The organism is Nocardiopsis sp. N85 (assembly GCF_028882275.1).
GTDB classification, from domain to species: domain Bacteria; phylum Actinomycetota; class Actinomycetes; order Streptosporangiales; family Streptosporangiaceae; genus Nocardiopsis; species Nocardiopsis lambiniae.
Window position 1 is genome coordinate 567430 of sequence record NZ_JARBUT010000001.1, and the last position, 14630, is coordinate 582059.

Here is a 14630-nt window from a genome sequence, read left to right on the forward strand (position 1 = left end):
CGCCTTCCGGCCCGAGCCCCGACAACGACACGTGGACGGTGACCCGCGCGGGGCCGGCGCCGTCCATCCGTTCCCTCCCCGGGTGAGCGGGACGGGTACGGGGGCGACCCCGGTCCGAGGACCGGGGCCGCCGCGTTCAGATCCGGACCGTCGTGGACCGCACGATCTCGAACACCGGGTGCCGGTCCGCCTCGGCGGCGAACGCCTCGCCCGGCGCGTCCGGCGGTGCGTCGAAGTACGGCGCCATCACCAGGGCACGCGGGTGGTCCACGTAGTCCCGCAGGACCGGGCCCGCCTCCTCGGCTTCCAGTTCGCGCACGCTGACGAGTTCGATCCATCCGCCCTGACGCAGGGTCGCGAACCCGTCCCGGCGGATGTTGTGCACCCAGTCGACCTCCCCGTAGGGGGCGACCAGGAACCGGCCGTCGTCGTTGTCCACGAGGTTGATCGGGACGGTGCGCAGGAACCCCGTCCTACGTCCCCGCGTCGTGAGCAGGTACGTATCGGGCGGGCACATCCCGTATTTGACGAAGCCGCTCAGCGCGGCGTTCAGGACCCGCCGCCCCCGCGTCATCTCGAACCGCTTCGCCGGTTCGTCCACCATCTGGCAACTCCCTCGATCGCTTGTCCCCCATTGTGGGGGGTGTCCGCGACGAACGGCGGACCGCGGTCACCGGAACGCGGAGATCCCCGTCACCGCCTGGCCGATGCTCAGCGCGTGGATCTCCTCGGTGCCCTCATAGGTGGCCACCGTCTCCAGGTTCACCATGTGTCGCATCACCGGGTACTCCAGGGTGATCCCGTTGGCGCCGTGCACGGAACGGGCCGCGCTCGCCACGCGCTGGGCGGCGGCCACGTTCGCGAACTTGCCGAAGCTGACGTGGTTGTGGTGGGCCAGTCCCCGATCCTTGAGCCGGCCGATCCGCAGGGCGGTCATGTTGGCGTGGTTGACGTCCACGACCATGTCGGCGAGCTTGCGCTGGGTCAGCTGGAACCCGCCGATCGGCCGGCCGAACTGTTCGCGGGTGCCCGCGTACTCCAGCGCGGCCTCGTAGCAGGCGCGGGCCGCGCCCGCGACGCCCCAGACGATCCCGTAGCGGGCCTCGTTGAGGCACGACAGCGGCGAGCCCAGACCGCGGGAGGCCGGCAGGACCGCGTCGGCGGGCAGCCGCACCCCTTCGAGGACCAGCTCCGAGGTGATGGAGGCGCGCAGCGACAGCTTCTTGTGGATGACGTTCGCGGTGAAGCCCGGGGTGTCGGTGGGCACCACGAACCCCCGGATGCCGTCGTCGGTGGCGGCCCACACCACGGCCACGTCGGCGACGGACCCGTTGGTGATCCACATCTTGGTGCCGTCGAGCACCCAGTCGGAGCCGTCCTCGCGGGCGCGGGTGCGCATGGACCCAGGGTCGGACCCGGAGTCGGGTTCGGTGAGCCCGAAGCAGCCGATGGCCTCGCCCGCGGCCATGCGGGGGAGCCAGTGCTCCTTCTGCTCCTCGGAACCGTACTTGTGGATCGCCGCCATCGCGAGCGACCCCTGCACGGACACGAAGCTGCGCAGCCCCGAGTCGACGGCCTCCAGTTCGCGGCAGGCCACCCCGTAGGCTACGGCGCCGGAACCCCCGCAGCCGTACCCCTCCAGGTGCATGCCCAGCACGCCGATGTCGCCGAACGCCTTGGCCAACCCGCGCGGGTCGGGCAGGGTGCCCGCATCGAACCAGTCCGCCACGTGGGGCAGCAGCTCGCGGGTGCCGAACGCGCGCACCGCGTCGCGCACGTCGCGTTCTGTGTCGGACAGGTCGGCGTCGACGGCCAGGAAGTCGTGCGGGTCGGGGGCGGGCGCCTTGTGGTGGTTCATGTCGTTCCTTCGTGATTTCAGGAGGCGGTCTGTTCGACCGTGCCGCGTTCGACCATCGCGTCGATCCGGTCGGCGGACAGGCCCAGCTCGGTGAGGATCTCCCGGGAATGCTGCCCCAGGAGGGGCGGTGCGGTCAGCGGGGGAGGGGTGTTCTCCAACCGGAACCCGGCGCGGACCTGCTCCAGGAGCCCGGCGGTGGGGTGCTCGACGGTGCGCAGCACGTCGTCCCCCCGCGCCTGGGCGGTGCGCAGCGCGTCCAGCACCCCGCGCACCCGGCCCACGGGCACCCCCGCCTCGACGAGCAGCCCCATCCAGTGGTCGGCGGGGCGGGTGGTCAGCGTCGCGGTGATCTCCCCGACCAGCTCCTCCCGGTGGGTCACCCGTTCCGGGTTGGTGGCGTACCGCGGGTCCCTCGCCAGGTCGGGCCGGTCCAGCGCTTCGCACAGCCGTCGATAGAGGGCGTCGTTGCCCGCGGCGATGACGATGTCCGCGTCGGCCGTGGGGAACGCCTGGTAGGGCACGATCGTGGTGTGGGCGTTGCCGATCCGCTCGGGTTCGACCCCGGTGACCAGCGCCTGCTGGGTGAGGTTGACCAGACCCGACAGGCTGGAGTTGACCAGGGACACGGTGATCTCCTCACCCCGACCGGTGGTCCGGGCCCGGAACAGGGCCCCCAGGATCCCCACCGCCGCGTTGAGCCCGGTGAGCACGTCGGTGATGGCCACGCCCACCTTGCTCGCCGGCCCCTCGACCGGACCGGTCGCGCCCATCAGCCCGCTCTCCGCCTGCACCACGATGTCGAACCCGGGCCGCGTCGCCGGTTCGTGTTCGGGCCCGAACCCGCTCACCGAGCAGTACACGACCGCCGGGTTGCGGACGCTCACGGCGGCGTGGCCCAGACCGAGGCGGTCGATGACCCCGGGCCGGAAGTTCTGGATGACCACGTCGGCGCCCGCGCACAGCTCCTGTACGGCCGCCAGCCCGTCGGGGTCCTTCAGGTCGACGGCCAGGCTGCGCTTGTTGCGGTTCACCGACAGGTAGTAGGCGGCCTCACCGCCCGCCCACGGAGGCCCCCAGGCGCGGGTGTCGTCGCCGCGTCCGGGCTGCTCGACCTTGATCACCTCCGCCCCCATGTCGGCCAGGAGCATGGTGGCGTAGGGGCCCGCCAGCACCCGGGACAGGTCGGCGACGCGCACGCCGGTCAGGGGCAGGGGTTCGGTCACGGGATCACTCCTCGCCGCTCGGCAGCTGGTGATCGTCCTTGAGCTGGTAGTAGCTCTCCAGGCAGCGGCGCAGCGCGGTCGTGAGCGCGGCGCCCGATTGTCCCGCGTACCGGGTCTGCACCCGGCTCACCAGCTCGGCGATGTCCTCGGTCACCGAGGCCCCCTCGACCAGGGCTCGGAAGAAGTCCTTGGCCAGGTCGGTGAGCAGCGTGGTGTCGGCGGCCACGATCCGGCCGTCGGCGGTGTCCACCGCCAGGACGACACCGAGCCGCTGGTACTGGGAATGACTCGCCACGGAATCGGGCAGACGGGCGTAGCCGGAGATCAGGACGACCCTGGGATTACGGAAGACCTGCTGCATACGGTCGTGCACGTACGTCACCTCTCGTTCGCGGGCATGCGAGAACTCCAACGCACTGGAGTCTCGCGCCTGGTAGGCGCCCGGGGGGAACCGGACACCCGCGACGTGAGGGCAGTCGGGTACGAGTATGGCGGTTCCGTTCCACGCCTGTCGAGCGGGGGGCCGCGCAAGCGTGTCCCGGGCCACACGGGTCCGCGCCTGTCGCGCGCCGGGAGCGCTGTGTTAACCTGCGTCGCAGGTCACGAGTACCAGCGTCAAGCCCCGGCTGGCTGGTCGGCAACCCTCCTTCCGCGGTGGGGTGCCCCGGGTGAGGACCAGGTCCCGACACGACCGTGTCGGTGCAAGCGCGGACCCTTGTGGCGCTGCCTGATCGGCACCCCCGTGGGTCCCACGACCCACAGAAGAGGTGTGCCATGACCGTCGTCACTCCCATCGGCTCCGCCCGTTCCGTCCGCCGGCCCCGTCCCGAGCCGGTCGACCTGGACCGCTGCGCGATCGTCGCGGCCGAGGAGGGCGTGCCCCTGGTCACGGGTGAACACGTCGAGTACGCCAACCTGGACTACGCGGCCAGCGCCCCGTGCCTGACCCCGGTGGCCGACGCGCTGTCGGCGGCCCTGCCCTACTACGCCAGCGTGCACCGAGGCGCCGGCCACCACTCCCAGGTCAGCACCGACGCCTACGAACGGGCCCGCCGCTCCGTCGCCCGTTTCCTGGGGGTGCGCACGGAACCGGCCGACGCGGTGGTGTTCGTGCGCGGCACGACCGACGCCCTCAACCTGCTGGCCCGATCGGTGCCGCAGGGGTGCACGGTGGTGGTGTTCGAGTCCGAGCACCACGCGAGCCTGCTGCCGTGGGAACACCCGGCCTCCCAGGCCGGAGCGGTCATCCGGCTGCCCCTGCCGGAGTCCCCCGGGGCGGCGGTGGACGCCGCGCGGGCCGCCCTGGCGGCCGCGCCGCGGGGGCCCCGCCTGCTGTGCGTCACGGCGGCCTCCAACGTCACCGGTGAGATCTGGCCGGTCGAGGAACTGGTGGCGGCGGCGCACGCCGAGGGCGCCCGCGTGGTGGTGGACGCCGCCCAGTACGTGCCGCACCTGCCCTTCCACCTGGAGCGCACCGGCGCCGACTACGTCGCCCTGTCCGCGCACAAGCTGTACGCGCCGTTCGGTTCGGGTGTGCTGGCCGGCCGCGCCGACTGGCTGCGCGAGGCGGTCCCCTACCTGTCCGGCGGCGGTGCCACGCGGTCGGTCACCGACCACGACGTGGTGTGGAACGACCTGCCCGCCCGCCACGAGGCGGGCAGCCCCAACGTGCTGGGCGCGGTCGCCCTGGCGGCGGCCTGCGACACCCTCACCCCGAAGGTCCAGGAGTCGTTGCACATCCGCGAGTGCGCGCTGGTGGAGCGACTGCGCGCCGGACTGGCCGAGATCGACGGCGTGCACGAGCTGTCCCTGTGGGGCGATGAGCACCCGCGGGTGGGCATCGTCTCGTTCGTCGTGGACGGGCTGCCCGCCGACCTGTTGGCGGCCGCGCTGTCGGCCGAGTACGGGATCGGGGTCCGCGACGGCCTGTTCTGCGCCCACCCGCTCACCCGGCACCTGCTGCCGGAGGGCCACGGGCAGGCGGTGCGGGCCAGTCTGGGCATCGGCACCACCTGGGAGCACGTGGACCGGCTGGTCGGCGCGGTCGCCGATCTGGTCGCCCACGGTCCGCGCTGGGAGTACGCCGAGGCCGACGGGCGTCTGGTGCCGGTCCCGGACCCGCGCGCGATCCACTGACCCTCACCCCGCCGGACCCCCGCGTTGGGGCGGCCCTTTCGCCGTTCCGGTGGGGGAGGGCCTTTCGGGGGCGTCGTCCACGACGTCCCCGATGCGCGTTTCAGGCCCTGAGTCCCGGAAATTGTGGAGTCACAAGACACGACAAATAACTAAATAGGGCACATAACACTAGAGGGTGTGCGGGGAATCACTTTCCCAAGAGGTAGCATCAGGCCCTGAATGGCATGGCGCGAATGCCGTGGACCCGACCGGTCCGTCCGGCGACACGCCTGCCTCCCACGAGCGGACCGGCTGGGGGAGCGTGATCGTGACGGACGTCCGAGGCAACGAGGCGGGACCGCTCACGGGCGCGCGTCGAGAGCCGATGCGCCACCCCGGGCGCCGTTCACGCGTCGTGGACCTGCGCGGCCGCCCCTCGCGCCCCGCGACACCACCCGGGCCCGACGAGGCGGACCGCCGACACGGAGCCTTCCTCACCCGGATGATCGCCTACCTGTGCGCCGACGAGGGCGTCGCCCAGTTCGTCGACTGGGGCTGCCCCGTGCCCGGCACCGCCGACCTGGTCCGTGCCGCCCGCCCCGACGCGCGCGTCGTCCACGTCTCCCCGCCCGGTGTCGCCGGGATGGTCGCCTCCGACGCCGTCCTGACCGGCGACGGCTCCTGCTCCCCCTCCTCCCTGAACCGCCTCGCCACCTCCGGGCTCGTCGATCTCGACGAGCCCGTCGCCGTTCTCATGACCCGGCCCTTCGCCGCGGACGCCCCGCCCACCGGCATCGCCGACCTGCACGCCCTCATGCGCGGCGGCGGCTACCTCGCCCTCACCACCACCGGCCCCCACACCGCGCTGCGGAGCGCCCTGGCCCCCTTCCGTCCCGTCGAACCCGGGGCGGCCGACATCCAGTGGTGGCCCTACCCGGACGAGGACGTGCCCGGACCGGGCACCGGCACCCTGGGCGCGCTGGGACGCGCGACCGGACGGACCGGGGGAGGACGCCGATGGCGACGGTGAACTGGACGGGCGAGATCCTGGCCCAGCTCCGGTTCTACTGGGACTACTCCCTGTGGCCCCGGCTGGAGGGGCTCACCGACGCCGAGTTCCACTGGGAGCCGGTCCCGAACGCCTGGGGCGTGCGTCCCGGACCGGACGGGCGCTTCCACCCCGACCGGATCGTCCCCGAACCCGACCCGCCACCGGTCACCACCATCGCCTGGCGGCTGGGCCACATCGTGGTCGAGCTGCTGGAACAACGCGACGACCGCCACTTCGGCGACGGCACCTTCGGCGACGTCGCCTGGCCGGGCACCGCCGACCAGGCGCGCCGACGCCTGCGCCGCGCCTACCTCTCCTGGTCCGACCACGTCGCCGCCCTCGACGAGGAGGGACTGGCCGCCCCCGTCGGCGGCGCCGAATCCACCGAATGGGCCGACTTCCCGATGGTCGCCCTCATCCTGCACGTCCAACGCGAGGTCGTCCACCACAGCGCCGAGGTCCTCCTCCTGCGCGACCTCTACCGCGCCGGGCTCGGCCCCACCGCCTGAGCGGACCCGGCCTCCGCACCGAGGCCCCGTCCTTCGCACACCCCTCGCACGAACCGAAGCGGCGCGGGGGTTCGCAAGGGCGCATCCTAGACGACGTGGAGCGGGTCCACCCGGATCTGGGCGAGGTGCTCCTCGCGGCGGGCGCTGCGCGCGGCCGCGGCCGCCTTCAACACCCGGGCCAGCTCTCCCACCCCCGCGCGCGGCACCCGCAGCAGGGCCCGCTCGGTGGTGTGCGTTCCGCCCGGCCCGGCGGGCCCCTCCACCCGTTCGGGTCCCACCGGGACCGGGCCGAGCAGCTCCACGCCCTCGGGCAGGTCCACCCGGTCCAACAGCTCGCGCACGTGCTCGGGGCCCCCGGTCACCGACGCCATCGACACCGCGGGGGGGAACCCCAGTTCACGTCGGTCGGCCAGCTCGCGTTCGGCGAAACCGCCCGGATCCCACCGCACCAGCGACTGCACCACCGGCGACCGGACATCGGCGCACACCACCACCGTGCCCTCCGGGCGCACCAGGGCGGCCGCGCTCAACCACCGCCGCAGCGTCTCCTCGGCCGCCCGCAGGTCCATCCGGTTGAGCAGCGCCCACCCGTCCAGCAGCACCGCCGCCGCGTACCCGCCCTCGGCCACCGGTTCCGCCCCGGGCGTGGCCACCACCAGCGACGGCGCGTCCGGCACCCGCGACAGCACCTCCTCACGGCCCGAGGTGCGCACCGTCAACGACGGGAAGGCCCGGCCCAGCTCCTCCGCGGTGCGTCGGTCGCCCACCACCACGGCCCGCATCCGGGTCACACCGCACTCCGGACACGCCCACGCACCCGCCACCCGACCGCACCAGCCGCACGAGGGCATCGCGTGCGAACCCCGCACCGCCAAGGGTCCCCGGCAGCCGTCGCACCGGGCCGGTTCCCGGCAACCCGCGCAGGCCAGCGTGGTGAGGTACCCCCTCCGGGGCACCTGGAACAGCACCGGACCCGCCCGGGACGCCTCCCGTGCCACCCGCAGGGCCAGACCGGGCAGCCGCGCCGTGCGCGCCGCCCCGTCCCGGGCCAGCTCGCGGTCGTCGCCGGCGGCCCGCACCAGGGGCGCGTGCCGCCGCAGGGTCGCCCGGTCGGCGACGAGCGCCCCCGCCCACCCCGACTCCACCAGCATCTGGGCGTCGGTGGTCCGGGTGTGCCCGCCGATCAGCGCGCCCGCCTCCGCCCGGTGGGCGCGCATCGACAGCACCGTGCGCGCGTGCGGGTAGGGGGCGTGCGGGTCGGCGTGCACGTCGTCACCGTCGTCCCACAGCACCACCAGACCCACGTCGCGGACGGGCGCGAACGCCGCCGCCCGGGTCCCGACCACCACCCGTACCCGGCCGCGCAGCACCGACAGCCAGCGCCGATAACGCTCGGAGGGGCCCAGGCCGGCGGTGAGCGCCACATGCCGCCCCTCGCCGAGCACCGAGACCAGGGCGGTGTCGACCCGCTCGACGTCGCGGCCGTCGGGCACCACGATCACGGCGCCCCGCCCGGCCGCCAGCGCGGTGCCCGCCGCCACGGCGATCGCCTCGGCCCAGTCGGTCCCCGGCAACGCGTTCCACACCGCCCGGGGCGCCCGCCCCCCGCGCAGTTCCTCCAGGAAGGCCGGCCCGTCCGGATACTCCGTCCACGGGCCCGCCTCCGGCGCGACGGGGACCGCCTCGGCGGGGGCTCCGGGCTCCTCCTTCTCCGCGCGGGCGTGCCGGGGCGGCACGGCCAGGCGCAGCACGTCGCTGAGGGTGCCCGCGTAACGGTCGGCGACCGCCCGGGACAACCCCAGGACCTCGGGGGTGAGCACCGGTTCGGGGGACACCACCGCGTCCAGGTACGCCAACCGTCCGCCGAACTCCGAGGAGTCCACCCGCTCGACCAGGAAGCCGGTCAGCTTGCGGTTGTTGAACCGCACCCGCACCCGGCACCCCGGCACCGCCGCCTCGTCCATGTCGGCGGGCACCCGGTAGTCGAAGTACCGGTCCAGGTGCGGCAGCGGGGTGTCCACGACCACGCGCGCGATCGGCAGCCGCTCGGCGGGCCTGCGCGGGGCCGGGCGGTCGGACCGCTTCTTCTCCTGCTTCTTCTCCGCCGGCGGTTCGGCGGGAAGCTCGAAGAGGGCCCCGTCGGGCCCATTGGACCGGGATGTCATCCCCTCTGGTCTACCAGAACCCGGCGACAACGCCCCTGGGACGCCCGGTACGGCTGGTACAACTGGGATCCGCGGCGGTGGGCCGTGGATCCAGGAGGGGGACCCCGCATGAAACTCGTCTTCGCCGGCACGCCCGAGGTGGCCGTTCCGTCCCTGCGAGCGCTGATCGACTCCGACCACGAGGTCGCCGCCGTCGTCACCCGCCCCGACGCCCGGTCCGGGCGCGGGCGCAGGATCGCGGCCAGCCCCGTCGCCGAACTCGCGGAGAAGGAGGGCATCGAGGTCCTCAAACCGCTCAAGGTCGGTGACCCCGACTTCCTGGCCCGCCTCGCCGAGATCGCCCCGGACTGCTGCCCGGTGGTCGCCTACGGCGCCCTGCTGCCCCAGGCCGCCCTCGACATCCCCCGCCACGGCTGGGTCAACCTGCACTTCTCCCTCCTGCCGGCCTGGCGCGGCGCCGCCCCCGTCCAGCACGCGATCCTGCACGGCGACGACGTCACCGGCGCCTCCACGTTCCTGATCGTCAAGGAACTCGACGCCGGTCCCGTCTACGGCACCCTCGCCGAGACCGTCCGCCCCACCGACACCAGCGGCGAACTCCTGGACCGTCTGGCGGTGTCGGGGGCCGGGCTCCTGGCCCGCACCATCGACGGCATCGCCTCGGGCGAGTCGTCCCCCGTCCCCCAGCCCGACGCCGACGTCTCCTACGCCTCCAAGCTGGAGACCGACGACGCCGAGGTCGACTTCACCGCCCCCGCACTGCGCGTCGACCGACTCGTGCGCGCCTGCACACCCGCCCCGGGCGCGTGGACGACCTTCCGGGGGACCCGCCTCAAGCTCGGCCCGGTCGTGCCCCTCCCCGACGCCGACACACCCGCTCTGGACCCCGGCCGCCTGCACGTCGACAAGAAGCGGGTCATCGTCGGCACCGCCACCCACCCGGTGCGGCTCGGCGAGGTCCGGCCCGAGGGCAAGCGCGCCATGGCCGCCGTCGACTGGGCCCGTGGCGTGCGTCCCACCGAAGACGACCGTTTGGGCGACTGAGCTGCCGTAGGCTCGACCTGGTGGGGCCCGACCCCACCAGGTCACGTCCACGGTCCCAGGAGCAGCACACGTTGAGCGAGCAGTCCCGATCCCCGTACCGCCGACCGCGCCACGGCTCCAGGCCCGGACAGGGCGGGGCCCAGGGCGGAACGGCGCAGGCCAAGCCCCGCGACCCGGCCCGCCGGGTCGCCTACGACGTCCTGCGCGCGGTCGACCAGCGCGACGCCTACGCCAACCTGCTGCTGCCCTCCCTGCTCAACGAACGCGGCATCTCCGGCCGCGACGCCGCCCTGGCCACCGAGCTGACCTACGGCACCCTGCGCCTCCAGGGCACCTACGACGCCATCATGGAGACCTGCGTGGACCGCACGCTGGCCTCCGTCGACGCCGAGGTGCTCCCGGTGCTGCGGTTGGGCGCCCACCAGCTGCTGTCCACCAAGATCCCGCCGCACGCCGCGGTCAGCGCCACCGTCGACCTGGCCCGCCGGGTGGTGGGTCACCACCGCGCCCGGTTCGCCAACGCCGTCCTGCGCAAGGTCGCCGCCCGCGACCTGGACGCCTGGACCGAGGTCATCGCCCCGGACCGCGCCGTCGACCCCAGCGGATACCTGGCGGTGGTGCACAGTCACCCGCGCTGGGTCGTCAAGGAGCTGGCCCGCGCCCTGGGCGAGCGGTCCTCGACCGGGTTGGTGGAGACCGAGCGCCTGCTGGTGGCCCACAACGAGCGCCCCAAGGTGACGCTGATGGCCAAGCCCGGCCGGGCCACCGTCGCCGACCTGGTCGCAGTGGGCGCCGAGCCCACGCCCTACTCTCCCTTCGGCGCGCAGCTGCCGGAGGGCGATCCGGGGACGATCCGCGAGATCCGACAGGGCCGCGCCGCCGTGCAGGACGAGGCCAGCCAGTTGGTGGCGCTCGCCCTGACCAGGGTCGACGTCCACGGCCGCGACGAACTGTGGCTGGACATGTGCGCGGGTCCCGGCGGCAAGGCGGGGCTGCTCGCCTCGCTGGCCGGCAAGGGGGAGGCGCGCCTGGTGGCCTCGGAGGTGCAGCCGGCCCGCGCCGGGCTGGTCGCCCGGGCGGTGCACCGCGCCCCGCGCGACGCCGGGCGCGCGATCGCCGCGGACGGCACCCGCCCGGCCTGGAGGCCGGGCGTGTTCGACCGGGTCCTGGTGGACGCCCCCTGCACGGGGCTGGGCGCCCTGCGCCGCCGCCCCGAGTCGCGGTGGCGGCGCACCGAGAACTCCGCCGCCGACCTGGCCCCGCTCCAGCACGACCTGCTCGTGAACGCCGTGGAGGCGGTCCGGCCCGGTGGCGTGGTGGCGTACGTGACGTGCTCTCCCCATCTGGACGAGACCGACGGCGTCGTGCGCCGGGTGCTGGCCGAACGCGACGACCTCACCCTGCTGCGGGCCGCCGACCTCTTGGACGGGGTGCCCGACCTGGCCGCCGGCGAGGACGGCCGGTACGTGCAGTTCTGGCCGCACCGGCACGGCACCGACGCCATGTTCCTGGCCCTGCTGCGCCGCTCCTGAGTCGTGTCCCGTGTCGCCGCCGGTCCCGGGGCCGGCGGCCGGGCCTCCGGGCCGTCCCGGTCGTGCCCCTCCGCGGGGCGCGAGGACCCGGGGACGGCGATGCACCATCATCGCAAAAGCGGACAAAGCGTGATCTACATTGTCAAGCTGCTGCTTTGTGATGAGATCACCCCAGGTCCGGGCACCCGCGTCGACACGAGGTCCTCCAACGGACCCGTCGGACGTCTGACTACACTGCCAGGCGTGGCAATCCAGATCTCACCCAGCATCCTCAGCGCCGACTTCGCGCGCCTCGCCGACGAAGCGGCCGCCGTTCCCAACGCCGACTGGCTGCACGTCGACGTCATGGACGGACACTTCGTCCCCAACCTCACCCTCGGCCTGCCCATCGTCGAGTCCCTGCTCAAGGCGACCGACACCCCCGTGGACTGCCACCTCATGATCGAGGACCCCGACCGGTGGGCCCCCGCCTACGCCGAGGCGGGCGCGGGCAGCGTCACCGTCCACGCCAAGGCCGCCAACGCCCCCGTGCGCACCCTGCGCGAGATCCGCCGCCTGGGCGCCCGCGCCGGACTGGCCCTCAACCCCGCCGAGCCCGTCGAGCCCTACGCCGACCTCGTCGGCGAGATGGACATGCTCCTGCTCATGACCGTCGAACCCGGGTTCGGCGGACAGCGGTTCCTCGACCTGGTCCTGCCCAAGATCCGCCGCGCCCGCGCCATCCTCGACAGCCGTGAGGCCTCCGTCTGGCTCCAGGTGGACGGCGGGGTCGGCACCGAGACCATCGAACGCGCCGCCGAGGCCGGGGCCGACGTCTTCGTCGCCGGTTCGGCCGTCTACGGCGCACAGGACCCGGCCAAGGCCATCGAGGTCCTGCGTTCCCAGGCAGCCGAGGCCTCCGGGCGCGCATAACGATCCCGGTGTGGCATCGGCGTGCGGCTGGTCACGCCGGCGCCGCACCCTCTAGGCTGGCGCACCGTAGTCGTCGATTTCGCTTGGTCGCGGCTCCGTCTTCCCCTGGCGCCCGCGCCCTCGGGGGAGCGGCGCGGCGTGAGCGCGTTGCCAAGCGCGGACACGTGGAGTGCGCGCTGTGAACGCTCGAACGGCCGGAGACCCGGCCATGGACGTGCTGTGGGAGGCCGAGACCGCCCCCATCGAATGGCTCCAAGGGCTGGGGGACCGCCTCGTGGGGCCCATGGCCGTCGTCACCGAACTCGGTTCCCAGACCTTCATCATCGCCCTGCTCGCCCTGATCTTCTGGTCCGTGAACTCCGGGCTGGGCGCCCGCCTGTTCGTCCTGGCCGTGGGCACGGGCGCTCTCAACCACCTGCTCAAGGGCTTCGTGTACGGTGCCCGGCCCTCCTGGTACAGCGCGCAGATCGCCCAGCACGCCGCCGAGTCCAGTTTCGGGATGCCCTCCGGCCACGCCCAGGGCTCCACGGTCCTGTGGGGTTACCTGGGGGTCGCCTCCGGTCGGCGCGCCCTCCTGTGGGCGGCGATCGGGCTCATCGCGCTCATCTGCCTGTCGCGCGTGTACCTGGGCGTCCACTTCATCAGCGACATCGTGGTGGGGGTCCTGCTCGGGGTCGCCACCCTCTGGGCGTTCCTGCGCTGGGAGGGCCGGGTGCTGGCCTGGTGGCGTCGGCTGGACACCGTCCGCTGGGTCGCCGTCGCGGCGGCCGTGTCCCTGACCCCCTGCCTGATCGGTGCCGCGTGGCGGTACCTGGCGCGCGACGGCTGGGAGCCGCCGGCGGAGTGGATCGGCGCGACCCCGCTGGATCCGGCCGGGTACACCCTGGCCGGCCTCTTCGGCCTCTCCGGGGCGCTGCTCGGCGGACTGGTGGGCTTCACCCTGCTGGACCGGCGCGGCTGGTACAGCGCCGAGGGCCCGCTGCCGGCGAGGGCGGCCCGGTTCGTCCTGGGCATCTCCGTGGTGGTGAGCGTGCTGGTGTTCACCGACCTGGTGTTCGTGTCGGTGACCGGGCCCACCGAGGCCCTCCTGCGATTCCTCACCTACGTGGTCGTCGCGTTCTGGGCGTCCTTCGGCGCGCCCGAGCTGTTCCTGCGCAGCGGCCTGGCGCGGCGCCCGTTTCCCCCCCCGGGACCAGGGAGAACAGGCCGAGGACCGGTCCGACGGCGTGCCCGGCGCATGATCCCGGTCACACGCACTATGCGCTCGTGCTACCGCGGAGTTAAGATCGGGGTCGTCTCAGACATCAGTTGAGAATGCGTGCTCCGGGGTCGGTGAAAGTCCGAACCGGCGGTGACAGTCCGCGACCCGGCCGAGTCCATCGGCCGGTTGAACCGGTGGAATTCCGGTACCGACGGTTAAAGTCCGGATGGGAGGCAGCACGCGTCGGGACGGTCTGTTCGCCGTGGCGCGCCATGCCCACGGCCGCTCACCGATCCGCCGTGGACGCACGTTCCGCACACGCCCCGGAGCCCTGTCAGGCTAGGGAAGGCGAAGGCGTGTTCACAGGAATCGTGGAAGAGCTCGGCGAGGTCGTCTCCATCGAACCCGCGGGTCCCGAGGGCGAGGCCGCCCTGCTCACCCTGCGCGGCCCCCTGGTCTCCTCCGACGCCGGCCACGGCGACTCCATCTCGGTCAACGGCGTGTGCCTGACCGTCGTCGACCGCGGCGAGGGGACCTTCAGCGCCGACGTGATGAAGGAGTCCCTGGACCGCTCCTCCCTCGGCTCTCTGACCCCCGGCGCCCCGGTCAACCTCGAACGCGCCGCCCGTGTCGACTCCCGCCTGGGTGGACACATCGTCCAGGGCCACGTGGACGGCACCGCCCGACTCCTGTCCCGGAATCCGGGCGACAACTGGGACGTTCTACGGTTCGACCTGCCCGACGCGCTGTCCCGCTACGTGGTCGAGAAGGGGTCGATCACCGTCGACGGCACCAGCCTGACCGTGTCCGCGGTCAGCGAGCCGGGCGCGGCCGCCGGGTACTTCGAGGTCAGCCTCATCCCGGAGACCCTGCGCGCCACCACCCTGGGCGGTCTGCCCCTCGGCGCCACCGTCAACATCGAGGTCGACGTGATCGCCAAGTACGTCGAGCGCATCACCGCCGTCGCGAACGCCCGCGTCTAGCCCCGCCGGTCCCGGGGCGGACCCCGTGGGGGCCGCC

13 protein-coding genes and 2 riboswitches are annotated in these 14630 nt (G+C 73.5%); of the genes, 8 read left to right on the forward strand and 5 right to left on the reverse strand.

Translation table 11 applies throughout. The features are described from left to right. Positions 1-136 precede the first annotated feature (136 nt). From PWG71_RS02340 to PWG71_RS02355, 4 genes are all read right to left on the reverse strand, one after another. Positions 137-604 (reverse strand): nitroreductase/quinone reductase family protein, encoded by a 468-nt coding sequence (locus tag PWG71_RS02340; RefSeq protein ID WP_274807772.1) that lies wholly within the window; start codon positions 602-604, stop codon positions 137-139. Between the two features lie 66 nt (positions 605-670). Next, positions 671-1858, reverse strand: coding sequence for an acyl-CoA dehydrogenase family protein (locus PWG71_RS02345; RefSeq protein WP_274807773.1), 1188 nt, complete (start codon positions 1856-1858; stop codon positions 671-673). Between the two features lie 17 nt (positions 1859-1875). Further along, positions 1876-3081, reverse strand: a complete 1206-nt coding sequence (locus PWG71_RS02350; protein ID WP_274807774.1) for a CaiB/BaiF CoA transferase family protein — start codon at positions 3079-3081, stop codon at positions 1876-1878. Between the two features lie 4 nt (positions 3082-3085). Continuing rightward, the gene (locus tag PWG71_RS02355) at positions 3086-3442 is read right to left on the reverse strand and encodes a DUF3870 domain-containing protein (protein WP_274808119.1); all 357 of its coding nucleotides are present in this window, start codon (positions 3440-3442) and stop codon (positions 3086-3088) included. A gap of 237 nt (positions 3443-3679) precedes the next feature. Further along, positions 3680-3795, forward strand: a riboswitch (SAM riboswitch). Between the two features lie 60 nt (positions 3796-3855). Between PWG71_RS02355 and PWG71_RS02360 the strand changes: the two genes are divergently transcribed. The 3 genes from PWG71_RS02360 to PWG71_RS02370 all read left to right on the forward strand — a co-directional run bounded on the left by PWG71_RS02360 (position 3856) and on the right by PWG71_RS02370 (position 6756). Beyond that, on the forward strand, positions 3856-5217 hold the full coding sequence (locus PWG71_RS02360; RefSeq protein ID WP_274807775.1) for an aminotransferase class V-fold PLP-dependent enzyme: 1362 nt from the start codon (positions 3856-3858) through the stop codon (positions 5215-5217). A 307-nt stretch (positions 5218-5524) separates the two neighbouring features. Beyond that, a complete protein-coding gene (locus PWG71_RS02365; RefSeq protein ID WP_274807776.1) occupies positions 5525-6226 on the forward strand; it encodes an SAM-dependent methyltransferase in 702 nt (233 codons plus the stop codon). Continuing rightward, on the forward strand, positions 6214-6756 hold the full coding sequence (locus PWG71_RS02370) for a DinB family protein (protein WP_274807777.1): 543 nt from the start codon (positions 6214-6216) through the stop codon (positions 6754-6756). Before PWG71_RS02365 ends, PWG71_RS02370 begins: the two co-directional genes overlap by 13 nt. Positions 6757-6842: 86 nt before the next feature. Here PWG71_RS02370 and PWG71_RS02375 read toward each other — a convergent pair whose 3' ends face one another. After that, positions 6843-8921 (reverse strand): primosomal protein N', encoded by a 2079-nt coding sequence (locus PWG71_RS02375; protein WP_274807778.1) that lies wholly within the window; start codon positions 8919-8921, stop codon positions 6843-6845. A 108-nt stretch (positions 8922-9029) separates the two neighbouring features. Between PWG71_RS02375 and fmt the strand changes: the two genes are divergently transcribed. The 5 genes from fmt (at position 9030) to PWG71_RS02400 (ending at position 14593) form a co-directional block, all read left to right on the forward strand. After that, on the forward strand, positions 9030-9965 hold the full coding sequence (gene fmt, locus PWG71_RS02380; RefSeq protein ID WP_274807779.1) for a methionyl-tRNA formyltransferase: 936 nt from the start codon (positions 9030-9032) through the stop codon (positions 9963-9965). 71 nt (positions 9966-10036) lie between these two features. Beyond that, positions 10037-11497 (forward strand): RsmB/NOP family class I SAM-dependent RNA methyltransferase, encoded by a 1461-nt coding sequence (locus tag PWG71_RS02385; RefSeq protein WP_274807780.1) that lies wholly within the window; start codon positions 10037-10039, stop codon positions 11495-11497. A gap of 243 nt (positions 11498-11740) precedes the next feature. Then, the gene (gene rpe / locus PWG71_RS02390) at positions 11741-12409 is read left to right on the forward strand and encodes a ribulose-phosphate 3-epimerase (RefSeq protein ID WP_274807781.1); all 669 of its coding nucleotides are present in this window, start codon (positions 11741-11743) and stop codon (positions 12407-12409) included. Positions 12410-12587: 178 nt separating this feature from the next. Continuing rightward, the gene (locus PWG71_RS02395; protein WP_274807782.1) at positions 12588-13721 is read left to right on the forward strand and encodes a phosphatase PAP2 family protein; all 1134 of its coding nucleotides are present in this window, start codon (positions 12588-12590) and stop codon (positions 13719-13721) included. A gap of 2 nt (positions 13722-13723) precedes the next feature. Beyond that, a riboswitch (FMN riboswitch) is annotated at positions 13724-13854 on the forward strand. Positions 13855-13966: 112 nt separating this feature from the next. After that, positions 13967-14593, forward strand: coding sequence for a riboflavin synthase (locus tag PWG71_RS02400; RefSeq protein ID WP_274807783.1), 627 nt, complete (start codon positions 13967-13969; stop codon positions 14591-14593). Positions 14594-14630 lie beyond the last annotated feature (37 nt).

Excerpts from the sequence above, each read along its gene's own strand:
- PWG71_RS02340 (WP_274807772.1), bottom strand. The coding sequence starts at position 604 with ATGGTGGACGAACCGGCGAAGCGGTTCGAGATGACGCGGGGGCGGCGG.
- PWG71_RS02345 (WP_274807773.1), bottom strand. The coding sequence starts at position 1,858 with ATGAACCACCACAAGGCGCCCGCCCCCGACCCGCACGACTTCCTGGCC.
- PWG71_RS02355 (WP_274808119.1), bottom strand. The coding sequence starts at position 3,442 with ATGCAGCAGGTCTTCCGTAATCCCAGGGTCGTCCTGATCTCCGGCTAC.
- PWG71_RS02360 (WP_274807775.1), top strand. The coding sequence starts at position 3,856 with ATGACCGTCGTCACTCCCATCGGCTCCGCCCGTTCCGTCCGCCGGCCC.
- PWG71_RS02370 (WP_274807777.1), top strand. The coding sequence starts at position 6,214 with ATGGCGACGGTGAACTGGACGGGCGAGATCCTGGCCCAGCTCCGGTTC.
- PWG71_RS02375 (WP_274807778.1), bottom strand. The coding sequence starts at position 8,921 with ATGACATCCCGGTCCAATGGGCCCGACGGGGCCCTCTTCGAGCTTCCC.
- fmt (WP_274807779.1), top strand. The coding sequence starts at position 9,030 with ATGAAACTCGTCTTCGCCGGCACGCCCGAGGTGGCCGTTCCGTCCCTG.